General features: G+C 39.6%; 15 protein-coding genes. 9 read left to right on the top strand and 6 right to left on the bottom strand.

Annotation, left to right across the window (positions count from 1 at the left end; all coding sequences use genetic code 11):
- Nucleotides 1–13: 13 nt before the first annotated feature.
- Together HYB91_RS08215 and HYB91_RS08210 are read right to left on the bottom strand one after the other, a co-directional pair.
- On the bottom strand, nt 14–811 hold the full coding sequence (locus HYB91_RS08215) for a TIGR00282 family metallophosphoesterase (RefSeq protein WP_002677411.1): 798 nt from the start codon (nt 809–811) through the stop codon (nt 14–16).
- A 32-nt stretch (nt 812–843) separates the two neighbouring features.
- The gene (locus HYB91_RS08210) at nt 844–1,665 is read right to left on the bottom strand and encodes a TatD family hydrolase (protein WP_044909834.1); all 822 of its coding nucleotides are present in this window, start codon (nt 1,663–1,665) and stop codon (nt 844–846) included.
- Between the two features lie 65 nt (nt 1,666–1,730).
- On the opposite strand from HYB91_RS08210, the gene HYB91_RS08205 reads away from it, so the two are divergent.
- Nucleotides 1,731–1,943 (top strand): hypothetical protein, encoded by a 213-nt coding sequence (locus HYB91_RS08205; protein ID WP_002670390.1) that lies wholly within the window; start codon nt 1,731–1,733, stop codon nt 1,941–1,943.
- A gap of 63 nt (nt 1,944–2,006) precedes the next feature.
- On the opposite strand, the gene efp is transcribed toward HYB91_RS08205, so the two are convergent.
- Nucleotides 2,007–2,570, bottom strand: a complete 564-nt coding sequence (gene efp / locus HYB91_RS08200; RefSeq protein WP_002677419.1) for an elongation factor P — start codon at nt 2,568–2,570, stop codon at nt 2,007–2,009.
- Between the two features lie 183 nt (nt 2,571–2,753).
- Between efp and HYB91_RS08195 the strand changes: the two genes are divergently transcribed.
- The 4 genes from HYB91_RS08195 (at nt 2,754) to HYB91_RS08180 (ending at nt 7,334) form a co-directional block, all read left to right on the top strand.
- Entirely contained in the window at nt 2,754–3,992 is a 1,239-nt protein-coding gene (locus HYB91_RS08195; RefSeq protein WP_002677421.1) for a S41 family peptidase, read from the top strand.
- Nucleotides 3,993–4,219: 227 nt separating this feature from the next.
- On the top strand, nt 4,220–4,426 hold the full coding sequence (locus HYB91_RS08190) for a hypothetical protein (protein ID WP_002677423.1): 207 nt from the start codon (nt 4,220–4,222) through the stop codon (nt 4,424–4,426).
- Between the two features lie 206 nt (nt 4,427–4,632).
- Nucleotides 4,633–6,405 (top strand): arginine--tRNA ligase, encoded by a 1,773-nt coding sequence (gene argS, locus HYB91_RS08185; protein ID WP_253719474.1) that lies wholly within the window; start codon nt 4,633–4,635, stop codon nt 6,403–6,405.
- 74 nt (nt 6,406–6,479) lie between these two features.
- Complete coding sequence (locus tag HYB91_RS08180; protein ID WP_253719473.1) at nt 6,480–7,334, top strand: ComFC family protein; 855 nt, start codon at nt 6,480–6,482, stop codon at nt 7,332–7,334.
- Nucleotides 7,335–7,342: 8 nt separating this feature from the next.
- Here HYB91_RS08180 and radC read toward each other — a convergent pair whose 3' ends face one another.
- The 3 genes from radC to asnS are packed head-to-tail and all read right to left on the bottom strand — an operon-like array spanning nt 7,343 to nt 10,950.
- Nucleotides 7,343–8,020: a RadC family protein gene (gene radC, locus HYB91_RS08175; RefSeq protein WP_002682286.1), complete on the bottom strand. Its 678-nt coding sequence runs from the start codon at nt 8,018–8,020 to the stop codon at nt 7,343–7,345.
- Nucleotides 8,021–8,053: 33 nt separating this feature from the next.
- Entirely contained in the window at nt 8,054–9,496 is a 1,443-nt protein-coding gene (locus HYB91_RS08170; protein ID WP_253719472.1) for a D-alanyl-D-alanine carboxypeptidase family protein, read from the bottom strand.
- A gap of 32 nt (nt 9,497–9,528) precedes the next feature.
- Nucleotides 9,529–10,950 (bottom strand): asparagine--tRNA ligase, encoded by a 1,422-nt coding sequence (asnS, locus tag HYB91_RS08165; protein WP_253719471.1) that lies wholly within the window; start codon nt 10,948–10,950, stop codon nt 9,529–9,531.
- Between the two features lie 145 nt (nt 10,951–11,095).
- Here asnS and HYB91_RS08160 point away from each other — a divergent pair, with 145 nt between their 5' ends.
- The 4 genes from HYB91_RS08160 (at nt 11,096) to HYB91_RS08145 (ending at nt 17,187) form a co-directional block, all read left to right on the top strand.
- Nucleotides 11,096–12,055, top strand: a complete 960-nt coding sequence (locus tag HYB91_RS08160) for a hypothetical protein (protein WP_002677434.1) — start codon at nt 11,096–11,098, stop codon at nt 12,053–12,055.
- Nucleotides 12,056–12,076: 21 nt separating this feature from the next.
- Complete coding sequence (locus HYB91_RS08155) at nt 12,077–13,855, top strand: dihydroorotate dehydrogenase (RefSeq protein WP_002677436.1); 1,779 nt, start codon at nt 12,077–12,079, stop codon at nt 13,853–13,855.
- A 94-nt stretch (nt 13,856–13,949) separates the two neighbouring features.
- A complete protein-coding gene (locus tag HYB91_RS08150) occupies nt 13,950–15,902 on the top strand; it encodes an ABC transporter substrate-binding protein (protein ID WP_002677438.1) in 1,953 nt (650 codons plus the stop codon).
- A 262-nt stretch (nt 15,903–16,164) separates the two neighbouring features.
- A complete protein-coding gene (locus HYB91_RS08145; protein WP_002670414.1) occupies nt 16,165–17,187 on the top strand; it encodes an ABC transporter permease subunit in 1,023 nt (340 codons plus the stop codon).

The raw sequence follows: 17,187 nt of genomic DNA, 5'->3' as shown, positions 1-17,187 counted from the left end.
TACCTATGATGCTTTATGAGCTGATCTGGATTCTTTTTATCGAAACGGCTTTTTTTGTTTCAATGTCTATTTCTGCGATTAGACCGCAAAATATTGCAACGCCGTCTTCAAGCACTTCTACACGCTGAGGTACCTGACTCTTTGTTCTTGTAATCGCGGTAAAAGGACTTCCTCCGATTACGGACTCCTTGGCGCCGATCATTCCGAGGTCGGTAATATAGGCTGTGCCGTTCGGTAAGATTCTTTCGTCCGCCGTTTGGGTATGAGTATGAGTTCCTGCAAAAACAGAAACCCTGCCGTCAACGTAGAAGGCCAGAGCTTCTTTTTCCATTGTGGATTCCGCATGAAAGTCTATGATGTTAATCGACTCGGATAAATTATTTTCATTTTGCGAAGAGAAAAGAAAATCAATGGACTGGAATGGACAGTCGATAGCCCTCATGTTTTCTCTTCCTTGAAGATTTATTACGCTGTATTTGATTCCGTTTTTTTCGATAATGGCGAGACCTGAACCTTGCGCAAATGGAAAATTATGAGGTCGCAAAACTCTTTTGTCCTTGCCGAAATTCATACGGATTTCAAACCTTTCCAGAGTATGATTTCCGCCGGTTATAATATCAACGCCTGCATTAAAAAAGACTTCCGTTTGATCATCTTTTATTCCCACACCGTGGGCCGTGTTTTCTCCGTTTACTACACAGAAATCTATTTTTTCTTTTTTTATTATCAAGGGTAAATGTTTTTGTAATGTTTCAAGACCTAAGTTGCCGCAAACATCTCCGCCCATAAAAATTTTTATAAATTGTTTCATGGGGTTTATTTTAGAATAAGATTAAAAAAAAATCAATTGCCGTCAAAACGGATATTATATGCTTTTTTAAAATTTTCAAAGATTGAATCTTTTAATTCCTCCGTATAATTTTTATAAGTTTTTTCATCATAGTTTGAAAGTCCCTCGGTTTGTGCCCTTAATTCTGCAAGAACCGAAAACACTTTTTTTATATCCGTAGGAAGTGAAAATTTTTCTTCTTTTAGACTCATGTATGGGGCGTCGGTTTCGGTTAAGATTCTATCCTTTTCTAAAGTTGCAGCCGTTTCAAGCTGAGCTTTTTGTCCTCGGAGCATGCCCTTACCGATACAAAAATAGGCATTTACTCCTTTTTTTAGAAACGACCTTGCTTCCGTTACGGAGCCCGCCCATCCGTGAAAGATAACCGCATTTATTTTTTTTAGAGTTTTTACATCATCGAATATGAGGTGCATCCCTTTTCGGCAGTGTACAACTATGGGGAGATTCGATTTTTGGGCAAAACCAAGTTGGGCCTTCCATACTTTTTTTTGAGCTTCTAATGTGCTTCGATAGTGTTCGTCAAAGAGGTCGAATCCGCATTCCCCAATGGCGGCTATTCTTTTTTCGTTTATAAGTTTTTCTAAATATGGTATCTCGTCTTCTATCGGGCATTGAGGATGTATGCCGAAAGAAAGAATAAAATGCTCGGAATTTTCCCTGCATATTTTTTCTTGAACTTCAAAACGGCCGGCCTCATTTGCAGAAGCACAAAAAAATATCTCCTTATCAAAGGCCTTTAAAATCGGATTTTCTATATTTTGAGAATTTAATTCTTCTATCGTATCTAAAATATGAACGTGGGCATCGGTATACATGGGAGTCATTATATCCTAAAGATATCGTTTTGTATACCGAAAATAGTACTATACGGAGGGAAAGTATGAAATTATATTCGATAAAAACTACTCAAGGCGATGCCTCATATTGTTCTATTTTGCAAGAAACCGATGCCGGATACATCCTACGTATTTGTATGGATAAAGAGGGGTATCAAAAGGTAAGTGAAGATTTTATAGAAAAAGATCTTTTTGATATGTGCGTCCGCACAGGCTATATTCATGAGCTTTCGGAAGCAGCTTCCGTAGTAGCTTAAGCTTCATTTGATAAGGCGGTAATTAAGGCTTGGCCTCGTAATTACCGCCCTTTTCCGTAAAGGTTAGCTGTTAACTCTTTCCTGATATTCGTTAGTTTCGGTGTTTACGAGTATTTTTTCGCCCTGTTTAATAAATAGGGGAACACGAACTACAAGACCTGTTTCGGTAACTATGGGTTTTGTTGCTCCCGAAACGGTATCTCCCTTTATATAGTTTTCGCTTTGCTCTACAATAAAAATCATCTTTGTGGGAATCCTTACATCGATAGGTTCATTTTCCCAGATGAGAATATCGTATTCATCGCCTTCTCTTAGATAATGTTCCTTGTCGCCTATTGTTTCGGCAGGTACGGAAATGGATTCAAAACTCTCCGTATCCATGAACATAAACTGGTCGCCGTCCTTGTACTGATACTGACTCTTGTGGGTATCTACTACTGCATCTTCAACGGTGTCTGCCGTTTTAATAGTCTGCATTAAAACGGAACCGTCTCTCAGATTTTTCATTTTAACACGGGCAAAGGCCGCACCCTTTCCGGGGTTGACAAATTCCCTCTCAACAACTAAATAGGGAGTTCCCTTATTGAGCAAAACCGTGCCCTTAGCTATATCTCCGCCTCTAATCATTTTTCACCTCATTTAAATTGTGCGATATTTTAGCATTTTTGATGTTTTTATGCAAGAGTCCGCATTGCCTCAAGTTAAAATTTTTTTGCCGATTTAGAGGGTAATTTAACCGCAATGCGAATACTTGACTTATTATAAAACTATGATACAATTATATTAAGCCTGTTTAATTAGGAGCGCTTTGTGAAAAAATCTCGTATATTTACAGTTATAAAATGTTTATTCTTAGCCGCCTTTGTAATATGTACAATTGTTATCTCAAAAAATCGGTATAAAATATCAGGTTTTATAAGTCTTGAAGAGTCCGAAACCGATTACGAAGCTTTTTGGGATTTTATTTATAACGAATATCCTTTTACCGAAGTATGCGAAAGAAAAGGGGCCGATTTAAAAAAAATAAAAGAAGATGGTTACAAAGAAATAAAATCTTCATCTCCTAGATATAGTCAAAACTCATATATATCTTTTTATGCAAAACTTTGTGAAGATATCACTTCCCGCTATTTTACAGGTCATCTTTATCCTGCATCTATGAGAGATCATGAATATGGTATGACTGTTTCCGATTCCTATTTTAAGTTATACGATGTAGATTTAATGAACTCTTTTTATAGAGTCAAGCCTTCGTATTCCGTTAATTCTTTAATCGGCAGCGATGCAAGAATGGTTAAGGCCGATATAAAAATAATCGAAGAAGGAAAGATTGCTTATGTAAGAATTGATTCTTTTAGGAAAAGAGGCTATGCAAAAGAGTATATACAGTATAAAAAGGATATGAAAAAGTTTTTCTTAGATACCGAAAAATATAAACACATAATAATAGATGTATCCCATAACGGCGGGGGAAGCGTTGAATGTTATGACAGTGATATTTTGAGTTATAATAATATTGGCAGAAATATCCGGCAAAGAATATATTTTTTATGCTCTAAAAATAAATATACCGAGCTTAATCCCTCATTTAAAAACAATCAAATAGATATAAAAGAAGTGCCCAATATAAAAAATGCAAACACTAAAAAAAATACTATGGCTCTTTATGAAGAAGATGCTGCCAGTTTTCAAGAGCTGGCTCCCGGATATGCTCCGCCCAAGGATAGGAGATATTGGTTATTGATAAGCGGAAAAACAGCCTCGGCCGCTGATAGGCTTGCGGGTTTGTGTAAGGCTTCAGGTTTTGCGACCCTTGTAGGCTCTAATACAGGGGGCTTAGGACATAACGGCCGACATTCACCGATTTACATAATGCTTCCGAAAAGCGGACTACTTATAAAATTCGATCCCTTGTACGGTTTAAATTCTGAAGGATATTGTGTAGACGAATTCGGCATAGCTCCCGATATTTATAATCTCTCCGGTAAGGATGCCTTAGAGACCTGTTTGGAAGAGATAAGAAAGTTAGGGGAAAAGACAAACTTTTGATGGAGCAAAAGTTTTTCTTCTCCCCTGACTTAGAGGTATGGATTGTCATTAAGACAAACCTGCGGTTTTTCTTAATAATCTTTTCCCTTTGTGAAGTTGAGCGTTAGCTCAACGCTTGGCGTTCGCTGCGGTTTATTTGATCGAGGGGTTAATTTAACCGCAAGAAATTCGTCTTATTGCATAATTATTAAAATTTTAGTATGGTTTTGGAAAAGAGGAGTTTAATGATGAAAAAATATTTTTTATATGTTAAGAAAGGGTTATTATGGTCACTATCATTTATAATAATACTAAGTCTTATTCATTATCTTCGTGTGCAAAAATTTTATGAATATGACTGGTATTTGCTGGCCATTCCCATAGCCTTGTTGATTGGCGGGCCTCTTTATGCTTTTGCCGTTGAAAAAATGAATAATAAAAAAAACGACCGTTGATTTTTTTACTGCTTAATTTAACCGCGGAGCCCGCTAAGGACGCAAAGAATTTTTAGGATATTTTATAGCCAGACATTTAATATCCCTTTGCGAAGTTGAGCGTTAGCTCAACGCTTGGCGCTCGCTGCGGTTTATTTGATCAGTGTTCAATTTAACTGCTCAGCCCGATTGAAAACTTTCAAAAAATCTGTTATAATACGCCTCTTATGGAAGATATTAAAACTACGTGGCAAAAAATTATTGCCGACACCTTAAACGGGATAGCTCCCGAAACATGCGATAAGATTTTACCTGAACACATAAATATAGAAACTCCTCCTAATCCCGAAATGGGGGACGTGGCCTTTCCTCTTTTTACCTTTGCAAAGAGCTTTAAATCCTCTCCTGCAAAGATTGCTTCCGATGTTTGTGCCCGTCTTTTAGAAAACGAGGATATAAAAAAATACGGAATGCCTAAGGCGATCGGGCCTTATTTAAATGTCTTTCTTGCAAAAGGGGATCTAGCCTCGAATGTTTTGGATAAGGTTCTAAAGGAAAAAGAAAACTACGGAAAAACTTCTTCTCTTTCCGGTAAAAGAATTATGATTGAGTTTTCGAGCCCGAATACAAATAAGCCCCTCCACCTCGGCCATCTGCGTAATGATGCTTTGGGTGAAAGTATTTCGCGTATTTTAAAATTTTGTGGGGCCGATGTTTTTAAGGTAAACATTATAAACGATCGGGGCGTTCATATCTGTAAGTCCATGATAGCCTATCAAAAATTCGGCGAAGGAAAAACTCCCGAAAGTGAAAATATAAAGTCTGACCGCTTTGTCGGGGACATGTATGTTGCTTTTCATAAATACAGTCAGGAAAATCCCGAAAAGGCAGAAGCCGAAGCAAAGCAGATGCTTTTGGATTGGGAAGCCGGAAAAAACAAGGAACTAATCGGGCTTTGGAAAAAGATGAACGCTTGGGCGATAGAAGGTATTAAGGAAACCTATAAGAGAACAGGCATCTCTTTCGACAAACTTTATTTTGAAAGTGAAACCTATTTAAAAGGAAAGGATCAGATATTAAAAGGTTTGGAGGCCGGAGTTTTTTATAAGGAAGAGGACGGTTCCGTTTGGGTTGACCTCGCTCCCATCAAGCTCGATAAAAAAGTATTGCTTAGAAGCGATGGAACTTCTCTTTATATGACGCAGGACATAGGCACGGCAATTTCCCGCCACAAGGATTGGCCCTTTAATCAGATGATCTATGTTGTAGGAAACGAACAGGAATATCACTTTAAGGTGCTTTTTTATGTTTTAAAACAGCTCGGCTTCGAATGGGCTGACGACCTCTATCATCTTTCTTACGGAATGGTAAACCTGCCTGAAGGAAAAATGAAAAGCCGCGAAGGTACGGTTGTGGATGCCGATGATCTTATCAATTCTCTTCAAGATGAAGCCTTAAAAAAGATTGAAGAAAACGGAAGAGAAAAGGAAGTGGGTGACGCCGCAGTTGCAGCCGAGAACATTGCCGTCGGAGCCCTGCATTATTTTCTTTTACAGGTAAGCCCCAAAAAGGATATGCTTTTTAATCCTAAAGAGTCCCTTTCCTTTACCGGAAACACGGGCCCCTATCTTCAATACATGGGTGCCAGAATTTCTTCCATTTTAAGAAAGGCCGAAACAGCCGAAGGCAAAGAAAAGTTAAAGAACGGAAAACTCAATGCTTCCCTTTTGACAAATGAATCCGAATGGGAACTGTTAAAGACCTTAGAAGACTTCCCCGAACAGGTTGAACGCTCTGCCTTGCGTAAAGACCCGAGTGCCCTTACGGCCTATCTTTATGAGCTTTCAAAGGCATTCAGCCGCTTCTACCGCGATTGCCCCATTCTTTCAGGCGAAAATGCCGATCTTTCTTATACAAGAATGGAATTGGCAAGGGCAACAAAGATAGTGCTTCAAAATGCAATGAACTTGGTACTCATTCCGTTTATGGAAGTAATGTAAACTTTTTATAAATTATTTTTTAAAAATTACTAAACGATTTATAAAATTATGATAATACTAATAGGAGTATTATCATGATAAAAAAATTTAAACTAAGAGCTTTGACTTATCTGCGGAATATTTATGCCCGTATAATTTGTCCGCAAGTTTGTTTCTTTTGCGGGGAAGAAACGGGAACGGGTATTCCGCTGTGCAGCAAATGTTTACAAAAAGAAATTACCGAGCCTGTTCTATTCCGGCTTCAAAATCCTGAAAAGTTTTGTTCATCTTGCGGAAAAATTTTGATTTCCGAAAAAGAGTTTTGCACGGACTGCAGGGCTAAATTAAAAGAAAAAGAAAATCTAAAAACAGAAGAGAGGGGAAAGACCGAAAAGGAAGATTGTGCAAAACCGCTTTCAGTTCAATCCGATTTTCTCAAAAAGGTCTACACCATCTATCCTTACAAGGGCAGGGGAGGAGAGCTTTTACGCTTATGGAAAAATCAAAACATGAGGGGCTTTGCGGAAATTTATGCTTCTGCCATTGCTTCCTTTGTCGAAGGGCTGCCTGAACTTCAAAACGTTCCGATGGTGCCGGTTCCGCCCCGTCCTAAAAAGATTAAAAGCAAGGGCTGGGATCAAATAGAAGATTTGTCCCTTTATTTGGAACATATTTATAATCTTCCAATCTTGCGTTGTTTAAAACGAATGGACGGGGCTTCCCAAAAAAGTCTTTCCCGCGAAAGGCGTGCAAGCAATCTAAAAGGAAAGATTTTTTTAACAAGGCAAAAATCTTTTTCAAAATCGGAAGATTTAAAAACCGCCTTACCCGAAAAGCTCATAATTTTAGACGATGTTATGACCACGGGCGCGACCCTTAACTTTTGTGCAGCGGCTCTAAAAGAGGGAGGTTGTAAAGAAGTGATCGGCCTCTGCCTCTTTTTTGATTAAGTAGCCTTTTAAATATCAAACCTCGTTCCGCTTTGGACAAAGCTGAAAAAATTTCCGTTAGGGACTAAGATTATGTGATCCAAAAGCTTGATGCCTAAAATTTTTCCGGCCTCGTAAATGCGTTTTGTCAATTCCATGTCTTCACTTGAGGGCTCCAGATTTCCCGAAGGATGATTATGGGCAGCAATTATTGCAGCAGCCCTGTCCTTTAAAGGGTCTGAATACACTTCACGAGGATGCACTATTGTTCTATTGATAGTGCCGACGCTCACAACACGGGTTGCAATAATTTCGTTTGCTCCGTTTAACGAGACGCAGATAAAATGCTCCCTATCCCTATCTGCATAGTGCTGTAAAAGCGGAACTACATCGGTCGGGTGTGAAATCGTGCGGTTCTTGTTGTCATAATACCTCCTTCCCAATTCCATGGCAGCAAGAACCGTTGAAATCTTTGAATCTCCCATCCCGCGGATAGAACGCAGATAGCCCTCAATTTTTTCAGGCCTTGCTCTATCGATGTGCAGAATAATATCATCGGCCAATTCTTTTACAGGCTTGTCCTTAATGCCTGTCCGTAAAAGAATGGCCACCAAATCGGAGTCGCTTAAGTTTTGAGGCCCGTACTCTAAAAGCCTTTCCCTCATATCGGGTTTGTCCGTATTGGACGAATTTTTATAGTCTATCATCAATTATATTGTATGTATTATTTGAAAGATTTACTACTTTTTATAAAATTGATAAAAGTCGTCCATAAATTTTTTAAAAGATGAACCTTCTTTTATATCGAGCGGGCAGATAAGCGGAATGGTTTTTAGCACAATGTCTGAATCTTTAATTCTATATTCTATACGGCCGATTTGCTGACCTGCAAAAAGCGGTGCCCTTATTACATCGGGTAAAATTATAACTTGTTCTATATGCCTCTCATCGTTTTTAAAAACCGTAAGATAGTCTTGCGAAAAGTCCTCATCGGCGAGGAGAGGTGTAAAGGCGGAAGTTTTTACATTCAGGTTTGAGCCTAGGACTCTTACACTTCTTTTAATTTTGTTGTGCTCCCTTATATCAAAACTTTTAAAATTGTCAAATGCAAAATTCATAAGCTTGATGGAATTTTGCTCCCGCTTAAAAATTCCTTCGGTAAAGTTTTTGCCATGACCGCCGAGGATAACCGCAATAAAACGCTCATCATTTTTTTGAGCCGTAAGCGAAATATTAAAACCGGACTCGTAAATAAAACCTGTTTTTAAACCGTCACAGCCTTCTATTTTTTTTAGAAGGGTATTGGTGGCAGGCTTAATTTGAAACTCCTTTAAACCTGCGGATTTTTTTTTGATAAGAATATTATGTTTTTGCGGATAGCTTATCTCATTTACCGAATGAAATTTTTTTAAGTTTTCAGGATATTGTTTTAAATAATGGAGGGAAAACAAGGCAAAGTCCCTTGCCGTGGTTTGATTTTTTTCGCTTAAGCCCGAAGAATCTTCAAAGCGGGTGGATTTTAAGCCCATCGTTTTAACGGCCTCATTCATTTTAAGCGTAAACTTTTTAAGACTTCCTTCCGTAAGCAGGGCAGCTGCAAGGGCTGCATCATTCCCCGAGCAAACCGCCATTCCCCTTATCAGCTCTTCTATACTTAAACTTTGATTTTCTCCCAAGCCCATCCAAGCCGCTCCTTTTGGAAGAAAAATTGCCCAAGCCTCCTTAGGCGGAAAAACAACCTTTTCCAAATCTTTAAACTCAGGCTTTTGAAGCATGGTATAAATTGTTACCAGCTTTGTAAGGGAGGCCGGAGGGATTATTTTATCGGCATTGTATTCGGCTAAAATTGTGCCGGTGTTTGCGTGAATAAGAATGTAGGACTCGGCATCGATTTTAGGTAATTCTATTTTTTTGGCCGATGGGTCAATGTTAGAAGACGATGATTTTACGGGCAAAAAATTTTCTATGGAATTAAGGGGCGGAAAGTCGGAGTTAATCTTATGCCGGCTGTAAAAGGTTTTAAGAGCTGCCGTTTTTTCTTCTTGTGAAATCTCAAAAGGCTGTGCTTTTTTTAATTCCGAAACATGGAAAAAAATAAAGCCTGCAAAAGCCAATACACAAAAAAGCACAGCCCCAAGGAGAACAAAAATAAATTTTACAATTCCGTTTGTGCTGTGCTTCATTTTTTTAAGGTCTTAAATTTTTTACTAAAAAATTAGAACTCGGCTAATTTCGGTGCTCTGGGGAAGGGGATAACATCCCTTATGTTTCCCATACCTGTAACATAGAGGAGGAGGCGCTCAAACCCGAGTCCGAATCCCGAATGAGGAACCGTACCGTATCGGCGGAGGTCGAGGTACCACCAATAGTCTTCTTCCCTTAAGCCCAATTCCTTAATTCGCCCTTGTAAAATATCGAGGTTTTCTTCCCTTTCCGAGCCCCCGATTATTTCGCCCAAGCCCGGTACAAGCACGTCCATTGCCCGCACCGTTTTTCCGTCCTCGTTTAACTTCATATAGAAGGACTTAATCTCCTTGGGATAGTTTGTAACAATTACGGGGCCTTTATACACTTCCTCGGTTAAAAACCTTTCATGCTCGCTCTGGAGGTCGCAGCCCCAGTAGGGTTTAAACTCAAAGCGGTCAATGTGCTTTTCAAGTTCGGCTATAGCTTCCGTGTAAGTAAGACGCGTAAAGGGCGTGTTTACAACATTTTTGAGCATCTCGATAAGCCCTTTTTTAATTCTTGAATCAAAAAATTCCAGATCCTCTTTGCATTTTTCCAAGGCCCATTTTAAAAGATAGACGATAAAGTCTTCTGCCAGCTCCATGTTTTCTTTTATAGTAAAAAAGGACATTTCGGGCTCAACCATCCAAAATTCTGCAAGGTGTCGGCTTGTGTTTGAGTTTTCCGCTCTAAAAGTCGGGCCGAATGTGTAAATGCGCGAAAGGGCTGTCGCATAGGTTTCTCCTTCAAGCTGGCCTGAAACGGTCAAGTTAGCCTGCTTGCCGAAAAAGTCTTGGGAATAATCTATTTTAAAAGAATCGGGATCCTTTTTTTCTTTTAGAGCTTTTTTTACGGTTTCTTCTATATCAAAGGTTGTAACATGGAACATTTCGCCTGCACCCTCGCAGTCCGAGCCGGTAATAATCGGCGTATGCACATATTGAAAACCTCTTTCCTGAAAAAAGGTGTGGATTGCATAGGCCATCTGGCTTCTCATACGGGCAACAGCTCCAAAGGTATTGGTACGCGCCCTCAAGTGAGCTATGTCCCTTAAAAATTCCATGCTATGACGCTTTTTTTGTAAAGGATATTTTTCCTGATCAGCATCACCGAAGATATGGATATTATTAGCCTGAAGCTCAACTCTTTGCCCTGCCGCAGGGGAGGGAACGAGATTGCCCGATACCTTTACCGAAACTCCGGTACCGGCCTTTTTTAAAAGAGCTTCAGTATTATTATCGAGACCTGTATCCCTGTCAAAGGTTGCCTGAATGGAGGCAAAACAAGAGCCGTCATTGATCTCGATAAAAACCAAATTCTTGGTTTCCCGCTTTGTACGAACCCAGCCGTAAACATCGATTGCCTGGCCTTTCGGTTCGGAGGTTAAAATATCTTTAATTAAATGTATCATATAGATATATTATATGGTAAATTCCGATTCTGTCAAGCAAGCCTTTTAAAATGGATTGACAAGATTTTATAAAATATCTTGACCCTATACTTGCTATGTGATAAAATCATAAAACTTTAAGATTAACAAATAGGAGTTACATTTTATGAAAAAACTTTTTATCGGTATCGTTTTGTGCTCGTTTTTATTTTTACCTTTGACTGCCCACGAAGAATCTCATAAAAGTCAATCTTCAGAACATCATAGTAATAAAAAAGTTGCCTATACTACAACCATAAATGCTATTGTTACATGGCCGCCTCAAGCCTTGGTAGGCGTAACTCAGAATTTTAAAGTTCCGCTTATGCAGTTTGATAATCCTTTGACAAAAGATAATAATATCAACTTTAAAATCGGGGCGGAATTGAGTCCCATAAGTTTTGAAGGAAAATTCGGCATTGTTTGGACGCCTATTGCTTTTTTGGAATTTTATACCGAGTCCCGTGTCGGATCAGGTTGGAATATTAAGACTCTGTATGGTCTTGCCTTAAACAAAAATAATGCCGGTAAATCAAACTATATTCCGCTCAATTTCAGTAAATCCATATATTCTTTTTCTTTTGGAGGGGCTTTTCAATTTGACCTCGGTGCCGTAATTCCAAATGACTGGTCTCATGTGGTCTTCCGCACAGACCAAGCTGCGCTTTATAAGGCTATGAGCGGTGTAGATTCCGAAACATCGTGGCTTTATCAAGCCGATTCCGGAGAAAACCGTAACGGATGGAAATATCAGGCTTCATATCTTATAGGATATAAGATGCCTATATTTTTAGATTTAATTGCAATGAAAATAGATGTAGAAAAAAAACTGTTTGCTTCTCCCAAAGGGCTCGATAATAAAGTATGGGGTGAAAACCTATTCCTAACTACCTTCGGGCCTATCATTAATTTTAATATTAAAAAAGATTATAATATAATGCTTTTGGCTCAGTGGCAAACCAAGCCCCTTTATAAAGGCGGCGGTGAGGCGGATTTTTACCAAACAAAGATTCTTGATACCGATAAAAAAACTCAAGTTAAATTTTATCAGGTCGGTATCGTTTTTTATATGAATATCGATAGATAAGATAATCGGCAGGGAATGGGAATGAGAAGTAAGGCAGAAATAATACAAAAAATTAAAAATGCAGGGCTTGCAGCGAGGGAAGGAAGGATAGAACCTGTTCTTGCCACCGTGTCGGGTGTTCTTTCTACAAAGCCTAATTTGATAAGGTATTGTGCCGATGAGCTTGGCTTCGGCCTTGTAACCACAAAGAGCTTTCAGGTGCTGCCCAATCCGGGAAATAGAGAACCCATCCTTTGTGAACCCGAATTGGGCTGTTTCGGCAATTCCGTCGGTCTTCGTAACTGCGGAATGGAACAGGCCGTAAAAGAACTAAAAGAGCTCCGCTCCTCATGGAAAACCGATTCTATTTTAAATGTTTCCCTTTCGGCCTCAAACCCTGAAGATTTTATCAGCCTTTTAAAGGGCTTTGAAGAATTAGCCGACTGCTTTGAGCTTAACTTTTCATGTCCCCATGCTTCGGCCGGCTTCGGTGCTTCCATAGGCTGCGACCCTGCGATTGCCTCCGAATACGTAAAAATCATAAAAAAAGCTCTCCCCGATTGTGCCGTGCCGATTTTTGTAAAGCTTACCCCCAATGTAGAAGATATAGGAGCCATAGCTGCCGCCGTAATTGAAGCCGGCGCAGACGGCATAACGGCTATCAACACCGTAGGCCCCAAGGTTTACATTGAGCCCCATTCGGGAAAGCCCATCTTGCAAAATAAACTCGGCGGAAAGGGCGGTATGAGCGGCTCATGGGTATTCCCAAGGGCTTTGGAATGTATCGGGCAAATACGGAAGGCTGTAGGAGAAGAAATTCCTATAATCGGAATGGGAGGCGTTATGACGGGTGCTCAAGCTGCAGAACTCGTTAGGGCCGGGGCCGATATAATAGGCATAGGTTCTGCCTGCGGCATGCTTGAACAAGACGATTTAAAGCCTTTTTTTCAAAATCTTGCCTCGGATGCTCTAAACTGCATACGCGGCAAAGAAACCGATAAAACCTCCTCATTTTTGCGTAAAAAAAGGGCCTTGGAATACGAAGCTAAAACCATCGTCAAAATCGAAAAAGAAAGCGAAGATATCATTATAATTACCCTAAACGGAAAGTGTAAATTCGAAGCAGGGCAGTTTGTCTTCTTATGGATTCCCGGAGTTGGCGAAAAGCCATTTTCCCTTGCGGAAGCCGATCCTATAAGCCTTATCATAAAAAAACGCGGCCCCTTTACGGAAGCTCTTTTTGAGCTAAAAGCAGGAGATACAATCTATATGCGGGGCCTTTACGGCAAAGGAATAAAACCTCCTAAAACCGAAAATGCCCTTTTAATTGCAGGCGGTACGGGTATTGCAGTCCTTCCTGCCCTTGCAAAACGCTTAAAAAAGCAAGGAGCCTTAGTCTCTACCTATGTGGGAACTTCCGAAGAAATTAAAAAAAAGGAGCCCAACGGTATCGAAAAAATTCTTATTGAATGCGGTGCCTATAAAAAAGTGGCCGACAAGGGCGTTATCGGCAGGGTGCTAAACCAATTCCAAAAAGACAATATTGAAGGGAATACCGGCCTCCCGATTCAGGGAAAAGCCGAAAAGATGGGCAAGCAGGACTTTTTTACGGCCTATCTGGTAGGGCCTATGATTTTTATGCGCCGAGCTTCCGAAATTCTTTTAAAATTGGGTGTGCGTAAAAATCAGATTTTTATGTCATTGGAAATGAACACGATGTGCGGGGTTGGTATTTGCGGAGAATGTTCTTGCGGAAATATCTTGACCTGCAAAAAGGGGACATTTGTCAGTCTTGATCAAATTGATGATTTTTATCAATAAATAATTAAAAATATAAATAAATCTTCTTGAACTTTATCCTTTTTTATGTTAATTATATAAAAAAATAAGATAATTCTTTATTAGGAGAAATTCTATGAAAACATTAAAAAGATTAACTATGTTAATTCTTTTGGTTTCGGTTGCTTTCGGAATGATCGCTTGCGACGGTGTCGGAGCTGACGGCGGAGCTGCTGCAAAGGGGCCCATCGCTAAGGCTGAAGCAATTATGGCAGAAGAAATGTCAGCCGGTGTACCCGACTTTACTTCACCGCCTGTAGAGGACAAGGACCTCAAAGTTTCAGGTCTGCCTGAGGAAGTAGTTTGGATTACAAGTTATCCTAAAGACTTATCATCAAAAGATACAAAGAAGGGCGGAACCTTACATCTTTCTTTAGATGAATATCCTACAACATTTAGATATGTAGGACCTGAATCAAACTTGAGTACAACATATTTGATGAATCCTCATGCCGCCTTCTTGGAAGTAAACCCTGAAACACAGGAATTTATGCCCTATGCTGCAACTCACTGGGCTTTCGGTGCCGACAATCAGACTGTTTACTACAAACTTAATGAGCATATGAAGTGGTCTGACGGAGTTCCCTGTACGGCAGATGACTTTGTCTTTGTTTGGGAGTCTCTATGTTCTCGCGATCTGGATGATCCTTGGTGTAATAACTATTATGATAAATTTAAGGTTAAAAAAATTAATGACTACTGTGTTTCCGTTAAGTATTTGGAATCGAGCAAACTGCCTAAGGTTTCTCTTATTAGTAAGGCAAACTTTAGTCCCAGACCTAAGCACTTTTATAACGGCGAAGTTAAAAACGGCTGGTACAACGAATACAACTGGAAGATTGAGCCTACAACGGGACCTTATGTTGTAAATGCCGATAAATGCGTTCAGGGCGACATGCTGGTTGTTGAAAAAGTTAAAAACTGGTGGGCTCATGAATATTCTAACTGGAAAAACCGCTGTAATATTGATACAGTCGAATACAAGGTTATCACCGGCGGACAGGACATAATTGAAAAGTATTTCTGGAACGGAGAACTCGATCTCTTTGATATGAATATTCCTGCAACATGGAGAAGATGTGCTGCAAACGAAAACATTACCAAAGGTTATGTAGACCGCTGGGTTGCTAACTATTTACCATTGAAAGGTATTCAGGGTATCTTCTTTAATACCAAGTTCCCTTTATTCAGTAACAAGAAAGTTAGGCAGGCTATGTATTATGCCATCGACATTCAGGGCATGATCGATCAGGCTCTTTATGGAGAATTTAAGAGAAGTCATAATATCGGTTTAGGCAATGTTTGGGGCGGTATAGATTTTAACGACCATTCAATCCGAAAACCCGATTTTAATCCCGATACGGCAAGAAAAATGCTAGGAGAAGCCGGTTACACTGTTGTAGGTTCTGACGGAATCTTACAGAATTCGAAGGGTGAAAGGGTTTCTTTTGAACTTTTGTATTCAAGGCCTAGTCTAACAGAGCGCTTGTCGATTCTTAAAGAACAGGCTAAAAAAGCCGGTGTAGAAATTGAGCTCAAGATGATGGAAAGCGGAGCTTTTAATACCGTTCTTAATAAAAAACACCAGGCTTGGTGGGGCGGCTTGAGCACGGATTATGAGCCCTCATATTGGGAACTCTTCTCAAAGGCTAATGCCGAAATGGTAGATACAACCAACTTTTTCGGATGGTGGAGTGAAGAGATGGAAAAACTTCTTGCATTTGAAGAGTCAGGACCGCCCTTGGAAGAAAAGGCTGAAAACAACAAGAAGATTGAGCGCCTTGTTCATGAAGAAGCATTGATTGTACCTAACTACTACACTGATTTTGTGAGATGCGGTGCTTGGAAGTGGATAAGAATGCCTTCTTGGGGTAACAGAAGGCTAGATATTGATGCCGACTTTATGTATTATTGGGGCTATATGTGGATTGATGAAGATATCCGCCAAGAGGTGCTTAAGGCAAAAGCCGAAGGCAAAACCTTTGAACCACGTGTTTGGACTCCTTCAGCCCGCTATATTGCGGAATAATTTATAAAAATCAATGAGGTTTGGAGGCTGGAAAGCAGGGCTAACCCCCCTGCTTAAAGTCTTCAAATCAACATTTTTATCAATAAATAATTGGAAATCCATGCTAAAATGCTGCCTGAACTCTAGACTTTTTTTTAACATTATGCTAAAATTACGGACGTCTAAGTATGCACATCCATTCTCTCTTAGTAAGATAATCAACCTGATATAATTCGGTTAGGATGTGTCGTATGTTAGTATCTTGGTTTTATGGAGCTTTATAATGAATAACTATTTCGTACGAAGATTGCTTTTGATTATTCCTACTTTTATAGGTATAACATTGGTGGTCTTTGCAGTAACCCGCATAGTTCCCGGAGGTCCGATTGAAAGGGCTATTATGCAGAGAATGTTGGCCCAAGAAGGCAAAAGCGGAAGTTCAAGCAAGCAGGACTCTCAGCCCCTTAACGCTGAGGCTTTGGCTGAACTTGCTGCCTTTTACGGTTTTGACAAGCCGTGGCCGATTGCCTATCTCGAATGGATGGGAAGCCTTTTAAGGGGAGATATGGGACGTTCTACAAAATATAACGATCCGGTATTTCAGATGATTGTAAGTAAATTCCCTATATCCTTAAGATTCGGTATTATTTCGGTTATTTTGATTTATTCTATATGTATTCCTTTGGGTATCAAAAAAGCCCTAAAACACCGAAGCCTTTTTGATAACGTTTCCTCGGTATTCATCTTTATAGGTTATGCTCTCCCGGGCTACATTGTTGCTATTATTTTATTGCAAATTTTTGCTTTTACACTTCCTTGGTTCCCCTCGGGCGGACTTTATTCACGAAATTACATGGATATGAATTTTTTCCAAAAAGTTGTAGACAATGTTTGGCACATGTTCTTGCCAATGATAGCCTATGTCATAGGTTCATTTGCCGTTACGACAATGGTTATGAAAAACAACCTCATGGAAAATATGGCTGCAGATTATATTAAAACCGCTGTTGCAAAGGGCCGAACCTTTAAAGATGCCATGTGGAAACATGCCTTTAGAAACAGTATTATTCCTATTGCTGCCGGATTGGGCGGTCTTATAACGATTTTCTTTTCAGGTGCCTTTCTTATCGAAAAAATATTCAATATAAACGGCATGGGCCTTCTTTCATTTAGGGCCATTGTTGACCGCGATTATCCGGTTGTATTAGGCTCCTTGGTAATGACCTCTCTTTTGAGTTTAATAGGTAATATTTTAAGCGATTTTATTCTTTCGGTGGTAGATCCCCGAATAAGGTTAGGTGAATAA

Source organism: Treponema sp. B152, from assembly GCF_024181665.1.
In the GTDB taxonomy this organism is placed as follows: Bacteria; Spirochaetota; Spirochaetia; order Treponematales; family Treponemataceae; genus Treponema_B; species Treponema_B denticola.
The sequence above is the reverse complement of the archived record's forward strand: the minus strand, read 5'-3'. Positions and strand labels throughout refer to the sequence as shown.